The following is a 21,691-nucleotide window of genomic DNA, read 5'->3' as shown; positions in this document are numbered from 1 at the left end:
GATATGCGACCTCCAAAGCAATGAAGCGCCCGTTTCTTCCTCATGCGGACGCCGGCCCGCGGCGGCCGTGGGATGGCCGTCACATACAGGGCACGTCATCATCGTGCCGGCAACCGGCCGCGTCAAAGGTTATTTAGAGCCCGACGACTCTGACATCGCCGACGTGGATGCCGTTCCAGTTGCGCATCTGCCGGTTCGCCATGCTGCTCAGCGCCTGCTGCTCGGCGCTGCCTTCATCGAAATAGCGGGCGAGCAGTGCGGATACCACGGCTTCGGCCGCGCGTGTCGTACCGTCTTCGCATTTCACCGCCATGGCGATACCCTTTTCCGGCAGGGCGGCGACGAAAACGCCCTCCGCGCCGGTCTTTGCGAAGATTTTTCCCGGCGCGATCTGCATCAGCCTCGTGCAGGCGCGGCCGGTGCCCGCCACATAAAAGGGTTCTGCCATGCAGGCCTCGATGAGACGGCGCGACGCTGTCGCACGACCCGCTTCCAGCCCCCTGCCCGTCGCCATCTTCGCGAAACCATGCGCCAGCCCTTTGAGCGGTACGGCATAGGTGGGGATGGAGCAGCCATCCACGCCGCAATTGTCCTGGCCGAGAGCAGCACCCGTCAGGCTTTCCATCGTGGCGCGGATTTCCCGCTGCAGCGGGTGATCGTAACCGACATAGCCCCTGGGATCGGTGCCGGTGTGGCAACAGGCGCAGATGAAACCGGAATGTTTGCCGGAGCAATTATTATGCAGCGCTGTCGGCTTTTCCAGTGTACGAGCCTGATGGATGATGGTTTTCTGGTCCGAAGACCAGTGTGCGCCACATTCCAGCGTATCCACATCCCTGCCCGCCTTCGCAAGCATCGAAGCGGCGAGTTCCACATGCGCGTCCTCGCCGGAATGGGACGAACAGGCGAATGCGAGTTCGCGGTTACCGAAACCATAGGCATCCGCAGCACCACTTTCCACCAGCGGCAGCGCCTGCATGGCCTTGCAGGCGGAACGCGGGAAGATGCCGCGCTCGATATCACCAGACGAAAACAGCACGCCGCCATCACCATCCACCACCACGACAAGACCCTGATGGCGGCTTTCGACGAGATTGCCCCTGGTGACTTCGACGGTAACGGAATTGTTCATTCTCTCAGCCTCAAAAAATTCTGATTTTATGTCGTTGATACCGCAATTGATTTTTCGATGCACGGGGCTGTCAGTGAAATTTGCAAAACGTCTGCTGCTGGCGATTGCCATTATCTATCTGCTGCCGGCACTGGCATCGGCGGGGCTATGGGCCATGAAGGACCATCCGCGCGGCTGGAACGCCGCAAGATGGTCGTCCTCCGGCATGCTGCCGGTGGCGTCGAGCGACAGAGAAGCCGCGGTCTACGTCTTTTCCGCCATGACCGGTGGCTTCAAGGGGTCCGTCGCCAGCCATGCCTGGGTCGTGCTGAAAAAGCCCGGTGCTGCGACCTATGACCGTTACGACAAGGTGGGCTGGGGCACGCCGATCCGCCATAATGGTTATGCAGCGGACGCCTACTGGTATTCCAACATGCCGCGCCAGGTGGTGGCCATTCACGGCGCGGAAGCGGAAAAGCTGATCCCGAAAATCGAAAAGGCGATTGCCGATTACCCCTATGGTCGGCCGGGCGGCTATCGCATCTATCCCGGCCCCAACTCCAACACCTTCGTCGCCCATGTGCTGCGCAGCGTGCCGGAACTGGGCGTCGTGCTGCCGCCGGACGCGGTGGGGCGCGACTACCTGCCGGACGGTGCGTTTTACCACATCGCCGACGACTGGAAGGATGCGAGCGTTTCGCTGGGCGGGTTGTTCGGTATTTCGGCAGGTGCCCGCAGCGGTTTTGAGGTCAACTTTCTCGGCCTGGTCGCCGGCATCGATTTTGGCCGGCCCGGTGTGAAGATACCGGGGCTCGGTTATTTCGGCGTGGCGGGCATCCGCGCCTAAGCCGTTACATTTCGCTGGCCTGAGCGGCGCGTCTGGCGCGGATGCTCTGGGCGATGAAGACCCGCGACAGGCCATGATAAAGCGGCTCGCGGGAGAAAAGCCGCGATGTCAGATATCCCAGCATCGATGCAGCCATGATGGGCATGACGCCTTCATGATTACCGGTCATTTCAAGGATGATGACAAAGGCCGTCATCGGCGCCTGCACCACGCCGGCAAGATAACCCGCCATGCCGACGATCGCGCCAAGGCCGATGCTGGTGCCGAGCAAGGTGGCCATGGTGCTGCCGAAACCCGCGCCCACCGACAGCGAGGGCGCAAAGATGCCGCCCGGGATGCCTGACATCATTGCCAGAAAGGTCGCCGCCAGTTTTTCGATGAAGAAGAATGCCGGTGCGGCCTCACCCTCGATTGTGGCGCGTGCCTGTTCATAGCCGGTTCCGAATGTCGCGCCTCCAGACGCTATTCCGATTGCCGCAGAGGCAAGGCCGCAGGCTGCCGCCACGGCCAGCATCCGCTTCAGCGGCATGGTCTGGGCAAAACGCCTGATACGGGCGGACAGTCGCAGGGCCGCGGCGCTGAACAGCGCACCAAATGCGCCGCCGCCGACACCGCAGATCAACACCAGCAGCCAGTCCATCGTCGTTTTCGCCATGACGGAGCTGGTGCCGAAATAGGTATAGCTGCCGACCAGCGCCAGCGAGGCGAGGCCCGACAGGATGACGGCGGTCAGCACAAGGCCGTTGGCGCGGGATTCATAGGTCTTGCTCATCTCCTCGATGGCAAAGACGATGCCGGCCAGCGGCGTGTTGAACGCCGCCGCGATGCCCGCCGCCGATCCCGCGAGGATGAGACCCTTTGCCTGCGCCATGCCGCCCCAGCGCGCCGCCTGTAGCATGATCGAAGCCCCGACCTGCACCGTCGGCCCCTCTCGGCCGATGGAGGCGCCGGAGAGTAGGCCGGCAACCGTCAGTACCACCTTACCGAAAGCGAGTTTCAGCGACAGAAGCCGCGAACGGTCCGCATCATCCCGCAGGTGCCGGGCGGCGATGGCCTGGGGAATGCCGCTACCGCCGGCATTGGGAAAGACCGTGATCGCAAGCCATGCGCACAGGGTGAAGCCGAGCGGCGTGATTATGAGCGGCAGCAGAAACGCCCATTCACCCGATGATGTCGCCGCGAAGAAAAGGTGCTGGGCCCGATCCGCAAGCCATGCAAAGCCGACGCTGATAAGGCCGACAGCGATCGCGCCAATCCAGAAAACCGCCCTCGGCCTCCACACCCGCCATGAACCCCACACGACACGGGAACGGCGGAGCATCTTCAGCTTTTTGTAGTCGACGGGCATGGCGGTCCAGATCTGTGATTTCGGTATTGTTTCTCGGGCGGGATGCCCGTTTATCTGCCTCCCCGGACGTGATTGCAAGGTTTTGCATTTGACAGGTCGCCCCCATCGGCGCATTCTTTGCGTCGCAATTGCAACGCACGGAGACGTAGATATGAAAACGGCAACGATCCCTTCGCTGCGGGTGACGGCGGATTTTCGCGAGGCTGCTGAAAGCGTGCTGAAGGAAGGCGAGACGCTTTCTTCCTTCGTTGAAGAGTCCGTGCGCAGGCAGGTGCAAATCCGTAAATCGCAGGCGGAATTCATTGCGCGCGGGCTGGCGTCACTCGAAGAAGCGGAGCGCACCGGCATTTATTATAGCACCGACGATGTTCTTTCGATGATGCAAAAGAAACTTGATGCTGCGAAAGCCGCGAAGCGGAAATGACGTATGAGCTTCGCTATACCAAAGAAGCCTTGGCCGATTTTGATCGCATCTATGATTTTCTGATCGCCTACGACATCGATGTGGCTGAGAAAGCAATCCGCGCCATAAGAGCAGGACTGGAGATTCTCGGCGATTTTCCTTTCAGTTGCCGCAAGGCATCTGCCGAAAACAGCCTCATACGCGAGCTCCTCCTGCCCTTCGGTTCATCAGGCTATATCGTGCTGTTCCGCATTGATGGCCCGGAAACCGTCACCATTGCCGCCGTCCGCCACCAGCGCGAGGACGACTACCATTGATCCTCACCGGTCGCTGACGGCCGCGCGCGGGTTCACCCATGGTTCCTGATTGGAACGCGGCAGCGGGGTCTTGCCGAGAATGTGGTCCGCCGCCTTTTCGCCGGTCATGATCGACGGGCCGTTCAGGTTGCCATAGGTCACATGCGGGAAGATCGAGCTGTCGGCAACCCTCAGGCCCTCCACTCCGATGACCCGGCATTCGGGATCGACGACGGCCATCGGGTCGTCCTTGTCGCCCATCCGGCAGGTGCCGCAGGGGTGATAGGCGCTTTCCAGATGCTCCCGCAAAAAGGCGTCAATTTCCTCATCCGTCCCGACATTTTCGCCCGGCTGGATTTCCGGCCCGCGAAAATCGTCAAAGGCTTTCTGGCTGAAGATTTCGCGCGTCAGGCGCACGCAATGGCGGAATTTTTCCCAGTCTTCCTGATGGCTCATATAGTTGAAGCGGATGACCGGGTCGTCATGCGGATCGGCAGAGCGCAGGGTGACGTTGCCGCGCGATTTCGACAGGTTGTAGCCGACATGCACCTGAAAACCATGGCTTTTTGCGGCGGCCTTGCCGTCATAGGAAATGGCCACGGGCAGGAAATGATACTGGATATCGGGCTGTTTCAGACCGGGCGCGGAGCGCAGGAAGGCGCAGGCCTCGAACTGGTTGGAGGCGCCAAGCCCGCCTTTTGACAGCAGCCATTGCGCGCCCGCCACGCCCTGCCAGAACCATGGAAGCCAGGAATAAAGCGAGACCGGCTTGGTGGAGACCTGCTGGAAATAAAACTCCATATGGTCCTGAAGATTTGCGCCGACGCCCGGACGATCCGCCTTCACTTCGATGCCCATGTCTTTCAGATGGGCAGCAGGACCGACGCCCGAAAGCATCAGCAGTTTCGGCGAGTTGAACGAGGAGGCCGAAAGGATGACCTCGCGATTGGCCGTGACGGTTTCCACCACGCCCTTGCGTTCGATCTCGACACCCACGGCGCGGCCGTTCTCGATGACGATCTTGCGGGCGAAACCATTGACCAGCGTGACGTTGCCGCGCTTCAGCGCCGGCTTCAGATAGGCATTGGCGGCGGACCAGCGGCGGCCATTGTGGATGGTCTGCTCCATCAGGCCGAAACCCTCCTGCTTGGAGCCGTTATAATCGTCCGTCAGTTCAAAGCCCGCCTGCGCGCCCGCCTGAATGAAGGCGTGGAACAGCGGATTGCTGACGGGGCCACGCTGCACATGCAGCGGCCCATCCGTGCCGCGCCAGCCTTCCTCGCCGCCATGGCTGTGCTCCATGCGCTTGAAGTAAGGCAGCACATCCGCATAGGCCCAGCCATGCGCGCCAAGCTCTTCCCAGCGGTTGAAATCCTCCGCGTGGCCGCGCACGTAAACGAGGCCGTTGATGGAGGACGAGCCGCCGATGACCTTGCCGCGCGGGGCGGTGATGCGGCGGTTGTCGAGATTGGGTTCGGGCTCGGAGAGATAACCCCAATTGTAGCGCTTCATGCTCATCGGCCACGCGAGTGCGGCGGGCATCTGGATAAAGGGGCCGAAATCGGAACCGCCTGCCTCGATGACGATGACAGAATAACGACCGTCTTCCGACAGGCGATAGGCGATGGCGGAGCCTGCGGAGCCCGAACCGACGATGACGTAATCTGCCTGCATGATTTGTGCTCTCTCTCAATGGCTCATGTGCGGGTGGGGTTACCCCCCTCTGTCCTGCCGGACATCTCCCCCTCAACGGGGGAGATCGATCTGAGGCCAGGTTTCGCCCTTCTCAAATTTCGAGGGTGAAGTGATACGGCTCGTCTTGCCGATCTCCCCCCTTGAGGGGGAGATGTCCGGCAGGACAGAGGGGGGTAAGCCCCAATCCGCAACGCTGCCTTAATAAGGCGCTTCCACCTTCCCCGTGCTCACATAAACCGTCTTCAGCTCGCTATAATGCTCCAGCGCCGCCGCCGAATTCTCCCGCCCGAAGCCGGACTGCTTGGAGCCGCCGAAGGGCATTTCCACCGGGCAGAGATTATAGGTATTGATCCACAGCGTGCCCGCCTCCAGCTGATCCACCACACGGTGGGCGCGGGCGAGATCGGCGGTGAAGACGCCGCCGGCCAGCCCGAATTCGGTTGCGTTGGCGCGGGCGATAACCTCGTCCTCATCGTCGAAATCCAGCACGCACATGACCGGCCCGAAGATTTCCTCGCGGGCGATGGTCATATCGTCGGTCACATCGGCGAACACGGTCGGTTGCACATAAGCGCCCTCGCCCGAGACATTGTTGGGAATGCCGCCGCCGGTGATGAGCGTCGCTCCTTCCGCCTTACCCTTTTCGATATAGGAAAGAACCTTCTCCTGCTGGGCCTTGGAGACCAGCGGGCCGAGATGGGTGTCGTAATCGAGGGGATCGCCGAGGATCATCGCCTCGGTGCGGCTTTTCAGGTTGTCGAGGAAACGCTCCTTCGCCTTTTTCTGCACGAAGACGCGCGTGCCGTTCGAGCAGACCTGGCCGGAGGAATAGAAGTTGCCGAGCATCGCGCCGCCGACGGCGCTTTCGATATCGGCATCGTCGAAGACAATCATCGGCGACTTGCCGCCGAGTTCCATGGTCACATGCTTCAGATGCCCGGCGGCGGCGGCGGCCACCTTGCGGCCGGTCGGCACGGAGCCGGTGAGCGAGACCTTGGCCACTTCGGGGTGGTTGACCAGAAGCGGGCCGGTGTCGCGGTCGCCCTGGATGACGTTGAACAGGCCCTTTGGCAAGCCGGCTTCGATGAGGATTTCGGCAATCTTCAACGCGCCGAGCGGCGTGTTTTCCGAGGGCTTGAAGACCATGGCATTGCCGGCGACCAGCGCGGGCGCGGCCTTCCAGCAGGCGATCTGCTGCGGATAGTTCCAGGCGCCGATGCCGACGCAGACGCCGAGCGGCACACGCTTGGTATAGGCGAAATCACCGCCGAGCGGGATATAATCGCCATTCAGGGCGGACGGCGCGATGCCGCCGAAGAATTCGAAAGCATCGGCGCCGGAGGTTGGGTCGGCGACGATGGTTTCCTGAATGGGCTTGCCCGTATCCAGCGTTTCCAGCGTGGAAAGCGCATCGTTGCGTTCGCGCATGATATCGGCGGCGCGTTTGAGGATGCGGCCGCGCGCCATCGGGCTCATCGCCGCCCATTCCTTCTGCGCGCGTTTGGCCGAGGCGATGGCGCGCTCGACGATGGCAGGTGTCGCCGCATGCAGCCTTGCGATCACTTCGCCGGTGGCCGGGAAGATGCTCTCGAACGGTGTGCCGGTATTATCCTCGACATAGTCCCCGTCGATGAAATGCGAGGCTTTCGGCTGCGCCTTGAGCGGCGTGGCGATGGTCATGTCGAAGTCTCCTTGAGAACGCGGATGGACGGCTTCGGGCGCTGTCCATCGGGAAAAGATTTAAGCTGCATGTCGAAATAATCCTCGACCAGCGCCGGCGCGGAGGCGAGGCCAAGCGGGGCGGAACGCAGGCTGTGCCTGATATAAAGCCCGTCGATCAGAGCCGCCGCCCCTTCCGCGATGCGCGCGGCATCGTCCGGCGGGCAAAGCCGGTTGAGGCTCGCCATGAGGTTTGAGCGCAGGCGGCGGGAATAAAGCACCAGCAGGCGGCGGGTTTCTTCCGAACGCTGCGCCTCGACATAAAAGGCGAGCCATGCCGCCACCGTTTCGGGCGTGAACTGGTCGCTCTGGAAGGAGACATGCACGATGGCGCTCAGCCTTTCACGCGGGCCGGAAGCGCGGGTCAGCGCCGCCACGGCATCGCGCCTCAAGTCACGCAGCAGACTGCGGATGGTTTCCAGAAGAAGCTGCTGCTTGCTGCCGAAATAATGATGCGCGAGCGCGGCCGACACGCCCGCTTCCCGGGCGATATCAGACATTGTCACATTCAGCGAACCATGGTGGCCTATGGTGCGAAGCGCCGCATCCACAAGCGCCTTGCGGCGCAAAGGCTCCATTCCGATCTTGGGCATAGGGGTCTCCTTGACGGATGGCAAATTATTCTTGATTGATCAATCAATCAATAAAAAACGCGCCATTTTATGTCGCTGATTTGCGATGGATCATATTTTCCGCCGCCGGACAGTGATAGTTTCGCAGGCATCGGCCGGTGTGGCGAACCCCATGCTGCCGCCCGGTTCACGGGGGAAAAACTAAACCGTGATATACTGCGAATTGGGAATGGAACGCGTTTCGTGCTAATATCGCTGATGATACAAATTTCGCTGGAAGCGGCGCCAGACGAAAGACGATAAAAACGCCCGCCTAGACCACGACGGCGCCCGATCCGCAAACCGGACATCGAAGGACCGATCGCAGCGTTTAAAGAAGGGAGTGATATCATGCCAATGGTAACAGTATCGATTTCCCCGGAACAGGCAGCAAGAATGCGCGAGGCCGTGAATTGCGGCGCTTACGCATCCGGCAGCGAGGTCGTCAGGGCAGCGCTGAGACTATGGGCGGCCTCCGCTGAACATGGCGTCGGCACCGAGTCCGCAGAGTCTGTCGAGGCAGACCGGGAGCGCATGAACGTCGCGGATCTCTACGCCGCTCACACCGGGCACGTCCGCAGCGCATGAGGCCCGGCGCAACAACCCCACATGCTCATAGGCCTACATGCTTATGGGGTTGTAACAAAACGTTCATCAAAGCTTCACAGTCGTGAAAGCTTTTGTTGACCTGTAATCTGCGATTGTTCGCCGCAAAAGAGACAGGCTCCCCTTACGTTAGCCACATGGGGACCGGCAACAGCGGAGAATAAAATGCAGGCCGTCACGCTGGAGAACGATGTCATCAGGCGTTTTGCCTCCGGGCACATGTTTCCCATGGCCAAGCTGGTGCTCGAAACGGCGTTCCAGCCGATTGTCGAGGCGACGACGGGCACGATCTTCGGTTATGAATCGCTGATGCGCGGCCATGATCGGCTCGGTTTTTCCAATCCGCTGGCGCTTCTCGACCAGGCTGCTGCAGATGGCGAGCTGAAGGCCTTCGAGCAGATGCTGGCAAGCCGGGCGCTCGCAAAATTCTCCACCCTGCCCGATTTTTCCTCCGCCACCCTGTTCCTCAATCTCGATGTACGGCTGATCCCGCATGGCGACGCCATTCTGGACAAGCTCGTCGGCCATCTGGCGCGGGCGGGCATTCCGGCCTCCTCCATCTGCTTTGAACTTTCCGAACGCTTCGATAATACCAGCGTGCCGGAGTTCACGGCGCTGATCGCCCGTATGCGCAAGGAAGGCTTCAAGCTGGCAATCGACGATTTCGGCGCCGGTCACGGCGAGATGAAGCTGCTCTGCGACTTCCCGCTGGATTACCTGAAGATCGACCGGCATTTCATCACCGGCGTCGACCAATTGCCGCGCAAGCAGCACCTTGTGCGCAACATCGTCAACATCGCCCATGTTCTCGGCGTCAGGGTCATTGCGGAAGGCATCGAAACCGAAGCGGAATTTCTGACCTGCCGCGAATTCGGCGTCGATCTGGTGCAGGGCTGGCTGATCGCCAGGCCAACGGTCTTCACCAGCGAATTGCCTGAAAGTTTTCCCCACATCAACCGCATCGGCGTGGCGCGACGCAGCAGCCAGACGCTGGATGAAATTCTCATCCGCCGGGAAATAGAGCGCCTTCCCACCGTCTTCGAGCATGACAGCGTCGACAGCGTCTTCGAACTGTTCCGCAGAAATCCGCAGCAGGCCTTCTTCCCGGTTCTCAACGCCAATGGCGAACCGCGCGGCGTCATCAACGAATATCACCTCAAGGAATATATCTACCGGCCCTTCGGCCGCGACCTGCTCAAGAACAAGATCTATGAGCGCACCATTTCCCATTTCGTCGATCCCGCGCCGATCGTCGGCCTCGATGCGGATGCCGACCAACTGATGAACATGTTCGCCAGCATGGGCGGCAGCGCCTGCATCATCCTCACCGAAAACATGCGTTACGCCGGCATTGTTTCCGCGGCCTCGCTCATCAAGGTCATCAACGAAAAACAGCTGAAGATGGCGCAGGACCAGAACCCGCTGACGGCGCTGCCCGGCAACCGCGCGATTGGCGGCTTCATTGCCGACCGCTGCAGCGACGGCGACGAGTCGCGTTTCTTCTGCTATTGCGACTTCGATAATTTCAAACCCTTCAACGACAAATACGGCTTCAACGCCGGTGACCACGCCATCACCCTGTTTTCGGCTCTGATGCGCCGCTACTTTTTTGCCGGTGATTGTTTCCTCGGCCATATCGGCGGCGACGACTTCTTCATCGGCGTGCGTGACTGGTCGGTAGGAGAACTGACGGAAATCCTAGAGCGGCTGCTCAGCGATTTTCACGACGATGTCGCCGAACTCTATTCGGACGAAGACCGCGCCGCCGGCTGCATGAAAGGCCAGGACCGCCACGGCAACGAGCGTGACTTCGCGCTGCTGCGCTGCTCGATCGGCGTCCTAACCTTGCCGAAGGGGCTGATCATCGCCAATCCCGAGCGTATCGGCAGCGAGATCGCGGGTGTGAAGGCCGCTGCGAAGGAAAATGAAAGCGGCTTCGTCGTCCGGCTGTTCGGCGAGACAAATTGACATCAGCGGCAAAGGGCCACCTTCCCTCGACGGCGCATCTGACCTACATCTTCAGGTGACGCCGACAAGTGAGGAGTTGCCCCTGGCCATGCCCGACACTATGACCCTGCCCGAAAAAATGCGCTTCATCGACCTTCCCTCCCATGGCGGCCCGGAGGTGATGCGCCTTTCGCAAGCGCCTTGGCCGAATCCCGCAAAAGGCGAAATTCTGGTGAAGGTCGAGGCGGCGGGCGTCAACCGCCCCGATGTCGCGCAGCGCCAGGGCACCTATCCGCCGCCGAAGGATGCAAGCCCGATCCTCGGCCTCGAAATCGCCGGCGAGGTGGTCGCTCTCGGTGAAGGCGTCGATGAATTCGCGCTGGGCGACAAGGTCTGCGCGCTCGCCAATGGCGGCGCTTATGCCGAATATTGCACCGTGCCCGCCGGGCAGGCCCTGCCCTTCCCCAAAGGTTACGACGCCGTCAAAGCGGCCGCATTGCCGGAAACTTTCTTCACTGTCTGGGCCAATCTCTTCCAGATGGCAGGCCTTACCGAAGGGGAAAGCGTGCTCATCCACGGCGGCACCAGCGGTATCGGCACGACGGCCATCCAGCTTGCGAAAGCCTTTGGCGCCGAAGTCTATGCCACGGCGGGCTCGGCGGAAAAATGCGAGGCCTGCGTGAAGCTCGGCGCCAAGCGCGCGATCAATTACCGCGAGGAGGATTTCGCCGAGATCGTTAAATCCGAAACCGGCGGCAAGGGCGTCGATGTCGTTCTCGACATGATCGGCGCAGCCTATTTCGAAAAGAACCTTGCGGCACTCGCCAAGGATGGCTGCCTGTCGATCATCGCCTTTCTGGGTGGTGCCATGGCCGAGAAGGTCAATCTAACCCCGATCATGGTCAAACGCCTCACCGTCACCGGCTCCACCATGCGTCCCCGCACGGCGGACGAAAAACGCGCCATCCGCGACGACCTCATCGGAGAGGTCTGGCCGCTCATCGAAAGCGGTCAGGTCGCGCCTGTTATCAACCGGGTCTTCACGCTGGACGAGGTTGTGGAAGCGCACCGGCTGATGGAGAGCAGCAATCATATCGGCAAGATCGTGATGCGGGTGTCGTAATGCCCGGGCGCCCGTTATAAGTAACCCCTCTTGCATTACTGACGAATCGTACTACCTTCTAGTTATGTTCAACGTATCGGAAGGAGGTGATCCAATGTCTAATGAGATTTCGGTCTCTGGTGCAGGCAATGGAAAGGGTGTGTTTTCGACGGGGCAGCCCTCGGCGTAAGACATCTTGCCTTCGGAACGTTGAGAAACAGTCCCGGGTCTGTAAACAGGACCAAGCTCATGGAAGGGTCGCTTCGGCGGCCCTTTTCCGTTTCTGGATTGAGACGGGTCAGCGTGGAAATCCGGGCGTGAACTAACGCGGCAAAAGCGGCATTTGATGGCGTTCGCGGTAGCCTCACTCTCCCCGTCATACCGGCCTTGAGCCGGAATCCAGTCGACGCGCGTCTGCGCGGCGGGGAAGAGTCATTTCAGCCCAAGGACTTGGGCTGGCTGGATACCGGCTCAAGGCCGGTATGACGGAGGAACTGCAGGTCGCAACAAACCGTCAACTGCCTCCGCGATACCTCCCCTACTTCTTCCCGAACACCTTCCACCGCGTCGGACGGAAGCGCAGTTCCGCGCCCACGGCCACGGCGGCGTTGAGCGGCACCTCGATTTCGAGGTGATAGGGCTCGTGGCCGTTATTGGCGATGTCGATTTCGGCGATGCGGGTGCCGGCGAGGCGGCGACAAGTGGTGACCTTGCCGTAAAGCGCGTCCTTCTCCTGCGTCAGCACCACATCTTCCGGACGGAAGAAAAGCTCACCCTCGCCCGTGCCGCTCTCATCGATGCCGATGCTCTCTCCCTGAAACAGTACATGGCCGTCGCGGATCGTTATCGGCAGGCTGGAGGATTCGCCGATGAAGGAGAAGACGAAGGGGGAATTGGGCGTGTCATAAACATCGTCCGCCGTGCCCACCTGTTCGATCTTGCCCTGGCTCATGACGACGACGCGGTCGGCCAGTTCCAGCGCCTCTTCCTGATCGTGGGTCACGAAAACGGTGGTGTGGCCGGTGCGGTCGTGGAATTCACGCAGCCAGCGGCGCAGCTCCTTGCGGACCTTGGCATCGAGCGCGCCGAAAGGTTCATCGAGAAGCAGGACCTTCGGCTCGATGGCGACGGCGCGGGCAAGCGCCACGCGCTGGCGCTGACCGCCGGAAAGCTGTGTGGGGTAACGTTTTTCGAGACCGGAGAGATGCACCATATCGAGAAGCTCGGACACGCGCCTGCGGATTTCCGCTTTCGGCGGGCGCTTGGCGGAAGGACGCACCTTCAGGCCGAAGGCGATGTTCTCCGCCACCGTCATATGGCGGAACAGCGCGTAATGCTGAAAGACGAAACCGACATTACGCTCCTGCACCGTGCGGTGCGAGGCGTCCTCATCCCCGAAGAAGATGTGGCCTTTGGTCGGCTGCTCCAAGCCGGCGATGAGACGCAGCAGCGTCGTCTTGCCGGAACCGGAGGGACCGAGCAGAGCGATCAGCTCGCCGGAACGAATATCGAGCGACACGTCGTTCAGTGCGGGAAAGCGATCGAACTGCTTGGTGATGCCGGAAACTTTCACTTCCATGAATATGCCTTTCAATGCTTGCCGGCTGCGTTGCCCGCGCCAAAGCGTATTTCGAGAATGGTTTTGAGAACGAGCGTCACGAGCGCCAGACCAGCCAGCAGCGTCGCCACCGCAAAGGCCGCACCCATATTGTACTCATTATAGAGTATCTCGACATGCAGCGGCATGGTGTTGGTCTCGCCGCGAATATGGCCCGATACCACCGAGACGGCGCCGAACTCGCCCATGGCGCGGGCGTTGCAGAGCAGCACCCCGTAGAGCAGGCCCCATTTCATGTTCGGCAGCGTGACATACCAGAAGGTCTGCCAGCCGGTTGCGCCGAGCGAAATCGCCGCCTCCTCGTCGCCATTGCCCTGCTCCTGCATCAGCGGGATCAATTCGCGCGCGACGAAAGGAAAGGTGACGAAGATGGTGGCCAGCACGATGCCCGGCACCGCAAAGAGGATTTCGATGCCGTAACTCTTCAGCCATGGCCCCAGCACGCTGTGCGAGGAAAACAGGATGACATAGACAAGGCCCGATATGACCGGCGAGATCGAAAACGGCAGGTCGATGAGCGTGATCAGGAACGCCTTGCCCTTGAATTCGAATTTCGCAATCGCCCAGGCGGCGGCAACCCCGAAGATCAGGTTGAGCGGCACCGAAATGGCGGCGACGAGCAGTGTCAGGCGGATGGCGGAGAGCGCATCCGGTTCGACGATCGCCTCCCAGAAGCTTTCCGCGCCCTTGCGGAAGGCTTCGAAGAATACCGATATCAGCGGCAGGACCAGAAATGCAGCGAGGAACACAAAGGCTATCGCAATCAATGCCAGCCGGGCGGGAAAACTCTCGCTGGCGGGGTCGCGGAACGGCCGGGGGGACGTGCGGGGAGCGGTCTCAGACATAACCGTACCTCTTGCGGCTCCAGGCCTGAATGAGATTGATGAGGAACAGCATGGCAAACGAGATGATCAGCATGATGGTGGCGATGCCGGTCGCGGCCGCATAATTGAACTCCTCCAGCCGGATGACGATGAGGAGCGGCGCGATTTCCGACACGTAAGGAATATTGCCGGCGATGAAGATGACCGAACCATATTCCCCGACACCGCGCGCGAAGGCGAGCGCAAAACCCGTAAGGATCGCCGGCGTGAGGCTCGGCAGCAGAACGCGGGTAATGGTCTGGAAACGGTTGGCGCCAAGCGTGGCCGCCACTTCCTCCACCTGACGGTCGATCTCTTCCATGACCGGCTGCACGGTGCGGACCACAAAAGGCAGGCCGATGAAGATCAGCGCAATGACGATGCCGGTCGGCGTAAAGGCGATCTTGATGCCGAAGGGTTCGAACAGCGAACCGACCCAGCCGCGATTGGCATAAAGCGTGGTGAGCGCGATACCGGCCACTGCCGTCGGCAGGGCAAAGGGCAGATCGACGATGGCATCGACAAATCGGCGGCCGGGAAAACGGTAACGGGTCAGAACCCAGGCGACGATGACGCCGAAAACCGCGTTGACCAGTGCCGCCAGAAACGCCGTACCGAAGCTGACGCGCAGTGCATTCAGCGTGCGGCTATCGGTGGCAATCGCAATGAAATCTGAAAAACCCAGTTTCGCCGTGGACCAGATAAGGCCGCCGAGCGGAATAAGAATGATGAGAAACAGATAGGTCACTGTGTAACCAAGCGTCAGGCCGAAGCCCGGTATGACGCTCGACTGCCGCCATTTCCACCTGTTTCCGGATGTATTATTGCTCATCAAGGCTCCGGATAATCTTTGTTTTGGCGCATTTCCGGAGAGAAAACCGGGGTCCACTTTTCCTGGAAATGCTCTCTGGGAGCCGGTGTTCCCCGGCGTTTATTATAAAGGATCGACCGGCACGGTGTCCGGTCGATCCAGCTGCTGTTTTTCAACGTCCCTTGCGGGCGGGCTGTTTCTCGTCAGCCCATCATCCGCTTACTTTGCGGGCTTGTAAATCTGGTCGAAGATGCCGCCGTCACCGAAATGTTCCGGCTGCGCCTTGGCCCAACCGCCAAACTGCGGGTCGTCAATGGTGACGAGCTTGATGTCGGGCAGCTGCTTCAGCAGATCCTTGGAGACCACGGCGGGGTTGGACGGACGGTAGAAGTGTTTCGCCGCAATATTCTGGCCCTCGTCGGAATAGAGATATTGCAGATAGGCTTCCGCTGCCTTGCGTGTTCCCTTGGCGTCGACATTGGCGTCAACCACGGCGACCGGCGGTTCGGCAAGGATCGAGATCGGCGGCACGACGATATCGAAGGCGTCAGCACCGAATTCCTGGCCGGCGAGATAGGCTTCGTTTTCCCAGGCCAGCAGCACGTCACCGATCTGGCGCTGTGCGAAGGTCACCGTGGAGCCGCGGGCGCCGGTATCGAGAACGGGAGCGCGCTTGTAGAGCTCGCCGACATAGGCCTTTATCTTGTCCTTGTCGCCCTTGAATTCCTCATTGGCCCAGGCCCAGGCTGCGAGATAGTTCCAGCGGGCGCCGCCCGAGGTCTTCGGGTTCGGCGTGACGATCTGGATGTCGCCCTTTACCAGATCGCCCCAGTTATGGATGCCTTTGGGGTTTCCCTTGCGCACCAGGAACACGATGGTCGAGGTATAAGGCGAAGAATTATGCGGCAGGCGGGTGCGCCAGTCCTTGTTGATCTTGCCGGAGTTCTGGACGATGGCGTCGATATCGCTCTGCAGCGCCAACGTCACCACGTCGGCCTCAAGGCCGTCGATAACCGAGCGCGCCTGCTTGCCGGAACCACCATGCGACTGCTGGATGGTGACGTCCTCACCCGTATCCGCTTTCCACTTCTTGGCGAAGGCTTCGTTGAAATCCTTGTAGAGTTCACGGGTCGGGTCGTAGGACACGTTGAGCAGCTTGGTCTGCGCGGCGGCCGAGCCAGCGCCGCCAAGTGCCAGTGAAAGGCTAAGCGCAACAACGCTCAAACCGGACAGAAGCTTGGACATCGGTATTCCCTCCTGATTGCGATGGCTTAACTCTACCGGTTGAGTAGAGTTGGTCAATGAGGCCGAATACGATCGAAAAAGTGTTTCCCGAGAGCGTTTCCCCGGGCAACAAATACAGCGCAGCATAAGCGAAAGGCGCAACAAGCGTCGTGTAAAACTTTTCTGAATGCAAAAGCATTTCACATTTTTGACGATTTTTTGCCGCGATAGCGAAAAATATTATGGGGTTTTAGACGATTTTTTCGTCTGAGCGGTATGAGGGGATGGGGGGGGCATGCAGCGTCCACCAGTCCATCGGCATGGCAGACTCAAGCTCCCGGCGGTCGCGACGCACCCCTCCCACCCTCATTCCTGTGCTTGTCACAGGAATCCAGCCAGCCCAAGTCCTTGGGCTGAGAAGAGTCTTTTCGCCGCGCAGACGCGCATCGACTGGTTTCCTGTGACAAGCACAGGAATGAGGGTGGAGGGACCGTACTGCACACCTATTGCGCCGATGGCTAAGCCGTCAAAAGCTCGGGCACTTCAACACCGGCCACGGCATCGGCAACAGTGGTGTTGAAAAGGATGTTGCGGGTGGCATCGGCCACACGGGCAAAGACGTGGCGGATTTCGCACTGCTTCTCGCCATCGCAATCCTCGCAGCGGCGATAGGCGGTCTGCGACAGGCAGGGCAAGGGGGCGAGCGGCCCGTCGATCAGGCGCAGCACCTCGCCGAAGGTGATATCAGAGGCCGGGCGCGCAAGGAGATAACCGCCCTGCTTGCCACGCCTGCTTTCGACGATGCGTTTCTTCTTCATTTCGAGAAGGATCTGTTCCAGAAACTTTTTCGGAATGGCCTGTTCACGGGCAATATCGGAAATCTGCACAGGACAGCCGCCGTCGGCCTTGGCCAGCGAAAGGAGCGCCCTCAGCGCATATTTTGCCTTCTGCGAAATCATCGTAAAACCAGTAGACCACAAGCCCGGGAACCCGGCAATTCCGGCTTAGCGCAGAAGTTGTCACAATTCAAATCCAAGCTGCAAAGAAGGTGAACGGGCATCTTTTGCTCATACTCTGTGCGCGTGAGGCATTTTTGCTCTCAAGTGCAGCGCACAAAGACTGTCATTTCTGTTCCGGAGGCCGGATTTCAACAATAATCGGCCATGGAAATCCCGGACGTGACAATGACGATCAATTCAGCAAATGCCTCTGCCGATACCGCATCCCTAGACGCCACGCTTGCCGGGCTCGATCTTGCGGGACGACTTTCCTTCATCGCCGGTCTCGGCGGCCGTGCGGTCTTTACCACCAGCCTCGGCATCGAAGATCAGGTCATCACCGCCGCCATCGGTACGCACCGGTTGCCGATCGACGTCGTGACGCTGGAAACCGGCCGTCTGTTCAAGGAAACCGTCGATCTCATCGATGAAACCGAGGAACGTTTCGGCATTGAAATCCGTCGCTTCCGGCCCGAGCAGGACGATATCGACGCCTATGCCGCGAAATACGGCCTCAACGGCTTTTACGAAAGCATCGAGGCGCGTCACGCCTGCTGTCATGTCAGAAAGCTGATCCCGCTTGGCAAGGCGCTTGATGGCGCTGCCTTCTGGATCACCGGTCTCAGGCGCGGCCAGTCGGGCAACCGTGCGACGACGCCTTTCGCCGAGTTCGACGCCGAGCGCAATCTCATCAAGATCAATGCTCTGGCGGACTGGGACATCGACCAGATCCAGGCCTATGTCGCGTCTGAAAACATTCCCGTCAATCCGTTGCATGCGCGTGGTTACCCCTCCATCGGCTGCGAGCCGTGTACACGCGCCATCAAGCCCGGCGAGCCTGAGCGCGCCGGTCGATGGTGGTGGGAAAACGACGAGAAGCGCGAATGCGGTCTTCACGTCGCCGGTGCGGAGCAGACATCCGCCGTTTCCGCCATCCCGCAACGATAATCATTCAGTACATTTTCCGGAGTTCACAATGTCCAACGCAGTCCACGAGACGGACAGCAAGAATACTGTCGCATCCAAGCCGCCGCTCGATCCCCATCTGAAGGCGCTTGAAAACGAAGCCATTCACATCTTCCGCGAAGTTGCCGCCGAATTCGACAATCCCGTGATGCTGTATTCCATCGGCAAGGATAGTTCCGTGCTGCTGCACCTGGCGCGCAAGGCCTTCTTCCCCGGCCGCGTGCCCTTCCCGCTGCTGCACGTCAATACGGGCTGGAAGTTCAAGGAAATGATCGAATTCCGCGACAAGATCGTCAAGGAATATGATCTCGACCTGATCTCCTACACCAACCCGCGCGGCGAGACGGAAAATGTGACGCCCTTCTCCCACGGATCGGCGCTCTACACCGACATCATGAAGACTGAAGCGCTGCGTCAGGCGCTCGATGCCGGCCAGTTCGATGCCGCCTTCGGCGGCGCACGCCGCGATGAGGAAGCAAGCCGCGCCAAGGAGCGCATCTATTCCTTCCGCACACCCGACCACAAATGGGACCCGCGCAACCAGCGCCCGGAACTGTGGAACATCTATAACGGTATGGTCCGCAAGGGCGAAAGCGTGCGCGCCTTCCCGCTCTCCAACTGGACCGAGGTCGATATCTGGCGTTACATCGAAGCGGAAAACATTCCGCTGGTGCCGCTCTATTACGCTGCCCAGCGTCCTTACATCGAGCGCGACGGCATGATGATCCTGGCCGAGGATGAGCGCCTTGAACTGCTGCCCGGCGAAGAGGTCCAGCACGGCTCGATCCGCTTCCGCACGCTCGGCTGCTTCCCGCTGACCGGCGCGATCCGTTCCGAAGCCGCAACGCTTCAGGAGGTTATCGCCGAGCTGGAAATCGCCACGGTTTCCGAACGGCAGGGCCGCGCGATCGACCGCGACCAGTCCGGTTCCATGGAGAAAAAGAAGCGCGAGGGGTATTTCTGATGAGCGCCGCAGCCGCCAACACCCCCTCCTCTTCCGCTACCATCCTGCCCTTTGCAGAACATTCGAAGGCGGCGCGCGATACGCGCCCGCTGCGGCTCATCACCTGCGGCAGCGTTGATGACGGCAAGTCGACCCTGATCGGCCGTCTTCTCTGGGACACCAAGGCCGTCAAGGAAGATCAGGCCGCCACCCTGCACCGCGACAGCGGCAAGCAGAACGATCTCGGCCTGCCCGATTTCGCGCTGCTGCTGGACGGTCTTCAGGCGGAGCGCGAACAGGGCATCACCATCGATGTCGCCTATCGTTATTTCGCCACCGACCGGCGCGCCTTCATCGTGGCAGATACGCCCGGCCACGAGCAATATACCCGCAACATGGCAACCGGCGCTTCCACGGCCGATCTCGCCGTGCTGCTGGTCGATGCGCGCACCGGCATTCTGGAACAGACACGCCGCCACGCCACCATTGCGGCGCTGATGGGCATCCGGCAGTTCGTGCTGGCCGTCAACAAGATCGACCTGACACATTACGACAAGGCCGGTTTCGAGCTGATCGCCCACGAATTCCGCGAGTTCGCTTCCAACCTCGGCATCAAGCAGATCACGGCAATACCGATGTCAGCGCTGAAGGGCGAAAATGTCGTTCTGTCAGGCAAGGCCGCCATGCCCTGGTATGAAGGCCCGACGCTGGTGGAAACGCTGGAACTTGCAACCGTTCGCTCCGCGCAGTCGGGCGGCTTCCGTCTGCCCGTACAGCGCGTGTCGCGCCCCGGCGAGAGCTTCCGCGGTTATCAGGGCACGGTTGCCGGCGGCTCGGTGAAGCCGGGCGACAGCGTCGTCATCCTGCCGTCAGGCATGGTCGCGAACGTCAAGCAGATCGTGACTTTCGATCTGGTGCGCAATGCGGCCGTCGCCGGTGACGCCGTCACGCTCGTGCTCGACCGTCAGGTGGACGTGTCGCGCGGCGACATGATCGTCTCCATCGAGGCGCAGCCGCAGACGGGCCTTGCCTTCGACGCGCAGATCGTGGCGTTGCAGCCGGGCGGCATCGAAGCGGGCAAGCGCTACTGGCTGAAAAGCGGCAGCCGCCGCCAGCGTGTCAGCGTCCAGCCCGTCAGCCAGCTCAACCTCAAGGAAGGCGAATGGCAGGCGCATGAGACCTCGCTGCCGATGAACGCCATCGGCAAGGTGCGGCTTTCCTTCGACGAGACGGCGATCTTCGATGCCTACGAACAGAACCGCTCAACCGGCTCGTTCATCCTGATCGACCCCGACACCAACAACACGGTGGCGGGCGGCATGATTGCCGGCAAGCGGAGCGTCGGCGCGACGGAAGAACAGGGTGACCGCGTGATTCTCTCGCTGCCCGCCGATCTCGCGGAAAAGCTGCTGGCGAGCGAACTCCTGGCAAGACACCGCGACGAAATCGACATCCGCCGCACGGACGCTGCCACAGCCTCGCGGCTGATCGGCGACCTCAGCTGACAGGCACGGGCATGGACAAACAAAAAGGCGACCGTCAGAACGGTCGCCTTTTTAGTTTGAGAGGTTCTTCCGTGTAAAAGACTTGGGATCAGCTTAAAACACGAACATATAAAGCAGAATAATCACCACGACCGGAACGCCCATAGCCCACAGTGCAATACCCTTCAGCATGTTATCCTCCATTGTTGTATGGTTAGATAACGGCTGAGGCGGCTTTCCGATCCATGTTGCTATCCTGATTTTTACGGGTTGTTTCTCGGCCACGCAGAAAGCCGTTTGTTCATTCGACGTTCATGCGCAAAAAGCGAATTTGCGTGCGGTCGCTCCGCCAAGCGGCCCAACAGAGGCTCGTTGTTTGAAAAAACAGCGGGCCTCTTTTTTGATCGCGATAAGTTGATCATGTCGATGGCCCCGAAATTCAGGGCTTGTGACCTTCATGGATAACTTCTTGGATTGTGGACGAGAATTGACGCTTCTAAGACGGTCCGTGTCGCGCGTCCCCTGAAACAAGGCCGCGACATTGAGGCCTGGCGCTTGGCGGAGCGACGGGCCTCTTTTGTTCGGGCGCGCGGCTGAGGCGACGGTGAGGTTTCACATCTGCGAGCAGGAAACGCTCTCCGCCCCTAAGCAGACACCAATTGAAGAACGGGAGTTTGAAGGCGCCTATCCGCATCTGTGCCCTGATTTTCAGGCAAGAGCGACGGATGCATTCCAACCGGTTCTGATTTAACAGCGACGGTTTCGGTGCGAGGCTTTGATCTGGAGATTTTCAGGAAGTATCGGGATGAGTTGCAAGCCGCTGTATCTATTGGGCTTCAAGCTGGTCGGAGTGAGAGGATTCGAACCTCCGACCCCGTCGTCCCGAACGACGTGCGCTACCAGACTGCGCTACACTCCGTGACCAGCGGCGCTTCTATAGACCAGCCTCCGGCATTCGACAAGCGGCTTATTGCATTTTTTATGACAAGTTTTTCCCATCCGTTGAAACAGCCCTGCCAAGCGCCTGCGGCACCGGCTGGAAGGCCTCAAAACGTTACAAAAAAGCAATTGTGGCAGGGAATCTTCGGCAAGTCGGCCC

The 21,691-nt window shown here is 60.3% G+C and carries 20 protein-coding genes and 1 tRNA gene; 10 read left to right on the top strand and 11 right to left on the bottom strand.

The features are described 5' to 3' along the window. Nucleotides 1-133: 133 nt before the first annotated feature. The gene (locus ASB65_RS10195) at nucleotides 134-1,132 is read right to left on the bottom strand and encodes an asparaginase (protein WP_060723902.1); all 999 of its coding nucleotides are present in this window, start codon (nucleotides 1,130-1,132) and stop codon (nucleotides 134-136) included. Between the two features lie 73 nt (nucleotides 1,133-1,205). On the opposite strand from ASB65_RS10195, the gene ASB65_RS10190 reads away from it, so the two are divergent. Next, nucleotides 1,206-1,958, top strand: a complete 753-nt coding sequence (locus ASB65_RS10190; RefSeq protein ID WP_060723901.1) for a DUF3750 domain-containing protein — start codon at nucleotides 1,206-1,208, stop codon at nucleotides 1,956-1,958. A gap of 4 nt (nucleotides 1,959-1,962) precedes the next feature. Here the strand turns inward: ASB65_RS10190 and ASB65_RS10185 are convergent, their stop codons facing one another. Next, the gene (locus ASB65_RS10185) at nucleotides 1,963-3,306 is read right to left on the bottom strand and encodes a chloride channel protein (RefSeq protein WP_060723900.1); all 1,344 of its coding nucleotides are present in this window, start codon (nucleotides 3,304-3,306) and stop codon (nucleotides 1,963-1,965) included. Between the two features lie 151 nt (nucleotides 3,307-3,457). On the opposite strand from ASB65_RS10185, the gene ASB65_RS10180 reads away from it, so the two are divergent. Beyond that, on the top strand, nucleotides 3,458-3,730 hold the full coding sequence (locus tag ASB65_RS10180) for a YlcI/YnfO family protein (protein ID WP_060723899.1): 273 nt from the start codon (nucleotides 3,458-3,460) through the stop codon (nucleotides 3,728-3,730). Further along, nucleotides 3,727-4,026, top strand: coding sequence for a type II toxin-antitoxin system RelE/ParE family toxin (locus tag ASB65_RS10175; protein WP_060723898.1), 300 nt, complete (start codon nucleotides 3,727-3,729; stop codon nucleotides 4,024-4,026). The genes ASB65_RS10180 and ASB65_RS10175 overlap by 4 nt, the downstream gene beginning before the upstream one ends. A 3-nt stretch (nucleotides 4,027-4,029) precedes the next feature. On the opposite strand, the gene betA is transcribed toward ASB65_RS10175, so the two are convergent. From betA to betI, 3 genes are all read right to left on the bottom strand, one after another. Then, nucleotides 4,030-5,679 (bottom strand): choline dehydrogenase, encoded by a 1,650-nt coding sequence (gene betA / locus ASB65_RS10170; protein ID WP_020813208.1) that lies wholly within the window; start codon nucleotides 5,677-5,679, stop codon nucleotides 4,030-4,032. Nucleotides 5,680-5,898: 219 nt separating this feature from the next. Beyond that, the gene (betB, locus tag ASB65_RS10165) at nucleotides 5,899-7,380 is read right to left on the bottom strand and encodes a betaine-aldehyde dehydrogenase (RefSeq protein WP_060723897.1); all 1,482 of its coding nucleotides are present in this window, start codon (nucleotides 7,378-7,380) and stop codon (nucleotides 5,899-5,901) included. After that, a complete protein-coding gene (betI, locus tag ASB65_RS10160; protein WP_003508993.1) occupies nucleotides 7,377-8,012 on the bottom strand; it encodes a transcriptional regulator BetI in 636 nt (211 codons plus the stop codon). Before betI ends, betB begins: the two co-directional genes overlap by 4 nt. Nucleotides 8,013-8,381: 369 nt before the next feature. Here betI and ASB65_RS10155 point away from each other — a divergent pair, with 369 nt between their 5' ends. The 3 genes from ASB65_RS10155 (at nucleotide 8,382) to ASB65_RS10145 (ending at nucleotide 11,706) form a co-directional block, all read left to right on the top strand. Beyond that, nucleotides 8,382-8,618 (top strand): ribbon-helix-helix domain-containing protein, encoded by a 237-nt coding sequence (locus ASB65_RS10155; protein ID WP_060723896.1) that lies wholly within the window; start codon nucleotides 8,382-8,384, stop codon nucleotides 8,616-8,618. Between the two features lie 183 nt (nucleotides 8,619-8,801). After that, nucleotides 8,802-10,604, top strand: coding sequence for a GGDEF domain-containing protein (locus tag ASB65_RS10150; protein WP_060723895.1), 1,803 nt, complete (start codon nucleotides 8,802-8,804; stop codon nucleotides 10,602-10,604). 88 nt (nucleotides 10,605-10,692) lie between these two features. Then, nucleotides 10,693-11,706, top strand: a complete 1,014-nt coding sequence (locus tag ASB65_RS10145; RefSeq protein ID WP_060723894.1) for an NAD(P)H-quinone oxidoreductase — start codon at nucleotides 10,693-10,695, stop codon at nucleotides 11,704-11,706. A gap of 517 nt (nucleotides 11,707-12,223) precedes the next feature. Here ASB65_RS10145 and ASB65_RS10140 read toward each other — a convergent pair. The 5 genes from ASB65_RS10140 to ASB65_RS10120 all read right to left on the bottom strand — a co-directional run bounded on the left by ASB65_RS10140 (nucleotide 12,224) and on the right by ASB65_RS10120 (nucleotide 17,160). Next, nucleotides 12,224-13,264, bottom strand: a complete 1,041-nt coding sequence (locus tag ASB65_RS10140) for a sulfate/molybdate ABC transporter ATP-binding protein (protein ID WP_003508997.1) — start codon at nucleotides 13,262-13,264, stop codon at nucleotides 12,224-12,226. An 11-nt stretch (nucleotides 13,265-13,275) separates the two neighbouring features. Beyond that, a complete protein-coding gene (gene cysW / locus ASB65_RS10135; protein WP_020811680.1) occupies nucleotides 13,276-14,148 on the bottom strand; it encodes a sulfate ABC transporter permease subunit CysW in 873 nt (290 codons plus the stop codon). After that, entirely contained in the window at nucleotides 14,141-14,998 is an 858-nt protein-coding gene (gene cysT, locus ASB65_RS10130) for a sulfate ABC transporter permease subunit CysT (protein ID WP_003509001.1), read from the bottom strand. The genes cysW and cysT overlap by 8 nt, the downstream gene beginning before the upstream one ends. Before the next feature lie 198 nt (nucleotides 14,999-15,196). Then, on the bottom strand, nucleotides 15,197-16,222 hold the full coding sequence (locus ASB65_RS10125) for a sulfate ABC transporter substrate-binding protein (RefSeq protein ID WP_003509002.1): 1,026 nt from the start codon (nucleotides 16,220-16,222) through the stop codon (nucleotides 15,197-15,199). A gap of 497 nt (nucleotides 16,223-16,719) precedes the next feature. Continuing rightward, nucleotides 16,720-17,160, bottom strand: a complete 441-nt coding sequence (locus tag ASB65_RS10120) for an RrF2 family transcriptional regulator (RefSeq protein ID WP_060723893.1) — start codon at nucleotides 17,158-17,160, stop codon at nucleotides 16,720-16,722. Between the two features lie 204 nt (nucleotides 17,161-17,364). On the opposite strand from ASB65_RS10120, the gene ASB65_RS10115 reads away from it, so the two are divergent. From ASB65_RS10115 to cysN, 3 genes are read left to right on the top strand one after another with little or no spacing between them, the layout of a single operon-like run. Beyond that, nucleotides 17,365-18,147 (top strand): phosphoadenylyl-sulfate reductase, encoded by a 783-nt coding sequence (locus tag ASB65_RS10115; protein ID WP_162266773.1) that lies wholly within the window; start codon nucleotides 17,365-17,367, stop codon nucleotides 18,145-18,147. A gap of 28 nt (nucleotides 18,148-18,175) precedes the next feature. Beyond that, nucleotides 18,176-19,129 carry a sulfate adenylyltransferase subunit CysD gene (gene cysD / locus ASB65_RS10110; RefSeq protein WP_020812870.1) on the top strand — a complete coding sequence of 318 codons (954 nt, stop codon included), beginning with the start codon at nucleotides 18,176-18,178 and terminating at the stop codon, nucleotides 19,127-19,129. Beyond that, nucleotides 19,129-20,613: a sulfate adenylyltransferase subunit CysN gene (gene cysN, locus ASB65_RS10105; RefSeq protein WP_020812869.1), complete on the top strand. Its 1,485-nt coding sequence runs from the start codon at nucleotides 19,129-19,131 to the stop codon at nucleotides 20,611-20,613. The genes cysD and cysN overlap by 1 nt, the downstream gene beginning before the upstream one ends. Before the next feature lie 821 nt (nucleotides 20,614-21,434). On the opposite strand, the gene ASB65_RS10095 is transcribed toward cysN, so the two are convergent. After that, nucleotides 21,435-21,511: transfer RNA gene (locus ASB65_RS10095), tRNA-Pro, on the bottom strand. On the opposite strand from ASB65_RS10095, the gene ASB65_RS28820 reads away from it, so the two are divergent. Continuing rightward, on the top strand, nucleotides 21,511-21,691 hold a 181-nt coding region (locus tag ASB65_RS28820; protein WP_210179229.1), incomplete at its 3' end, for a hypothetical protein. The two genes, ASB65_RS10095 and ASB65_RS28820, sit on opposite strands and share 1 nt — an antisense overlap.

It is taken from the genome of Agrobacterium tumefaciens str. B6 (assembly GCF_001541315.1).
Lineage (GTDB): Bacteria > Pseudomonadota > Alphaproteobacteria > Rhizobiales > Rhizobiaceae > Agrobacterium > Agrobacterium radiobacter.
Note: the sequence above shows the minus strand (reverse complement) of the source record. Positions and strands in the feature narration are given on the sequence as shown.

Excerpts from the sequence above, each read along its gene's own strand:
- cysT (WP_003509001.1), bottom strand. The coding sequence starts at position 14,998 with ATGAGCAATAATACATCCGGAAACAGGTGGAAATGGCGGCAGTCGAGC.
- betA (WP_020813208.1), bottom strand. The coding sequence starts at position 5,679 with ATGCAGGCAGATTACGTCATCGTCGGTTCGGGCTCCGCAGGCTCCGCC.
- ASB65_RS10125 (WP_003509002.1), bottom strand. The coding sequence starts at position 16,222 with ATGTCCAAGCTTCTGTCCGGTTTGAGCGTTGTTGCGCTTAGCCTTTCA.
- ASB65_RS10195 (WP_060723902.1), bottom strand. The coding sequence starts at position 1,132 with ATGAACAATTCCGTTACCGTCGAAGTCACCAGGGGCAATCTCGTCGAA.
- ASB65_RS10175 (WP_060723898.1), top strand. The coding sequence starts at position 3,727 with ATGACGTATGAGCTTCGCTATACCAAAGAAGCCTTGGCCGATTTTGAT.
- betB (WP_060723897.1), bottom strand. The coding sequence starts at position 7,380 with ATGACCATCGCCACGCCGCTCAAGGCGCAGCCGAAAGCCTCGCATTTC.
- ASB65_RS10150 (WP_060723895.1), top strand. The coding sequence starts at position 8,802 with ATGCAGGCCGTCACGCTGGAGAACGATGTCATCAGGCGTTTTGCCTCC.
- ASB65_RS10185 (WP_060723900.1), bottom strand. The coding sequence starts at position 3,306 with ATGCCCGTCGACTACAAAAAGCTGAAGATGCTCCGCCGTTCCCGTGTC.
- ASB65_RS10155 (WP_060723896.1), top strand. The coding sequence starts at position 8,382 with ATGCCAATGGTAACAGTATCGATTTCCCCGGAACAGGCAGCAAGAATG.
- cysD (WP_020812870.1), top strand. The coding sequence starts at position 18,176 with ATGTCCAACGCAGTCCACGAGACGGACAGCAAGAATACTGTCGCATCC.
- ASB65_RS10180 (WP_060723899.1), top strand. The coding sequence starts at position 3,458 with ATGAAAACGGCAACGATCCCTTCGCTGCGGGTGACGGCGGATTTTCGC.
- ASB65_RS10115 (WP_162266773.1), top strand. The coding sequence starts at position 17,365 with ATGGAAATCCCGGACGTGACAATGACGATCAATTCAGCAAATGCCTCT.
- ASB65_RS10140 (WP_003508997.1), bottom strand. The coding sequence starts at position 13,264 with ATGGAAGTGAAAGTTTCCGGCATCACCAAGCAGTTCGATCGCTTTCCC.
- ASB65_RS10145 (WP_060723894.1), top strand. The coding sequence starts at position 10,693 with ATGCCCGACACTATGACCCTGCCCGAAAAAATGCGCTTCATCGACCTT.
- cysN (WP_020812869.1), top strand. The coding sequence starts at position 19,129 with ATGAGCGCCGCAGCCGCCAACACCCCCTCCTCTTCCGCTACCATCCTG.
- ASB65_RS10120 (WP_060723893.1), bottom strand. The coding sequence starts at position 17,160 with ATGATTTCGCAGAAGGCAAAATATGCGCTGAGGGCGCTCCTTTCGCTG.
- cysW (WP_020811680.1), bottom strand. The coding sequence starts at position 14,148 with ATGTCTGAGACCGCTCCCCGCACGTCCCCCCGGCCGTTCCGCGACCCC.
- betI (WP_003508993.1), bottom strand. The coding sequence starts at position 8,012 with ATGCCCAAGATCGGAATGGAGCCTTTGCGCCGCAAGGCGCTTGTGGAT.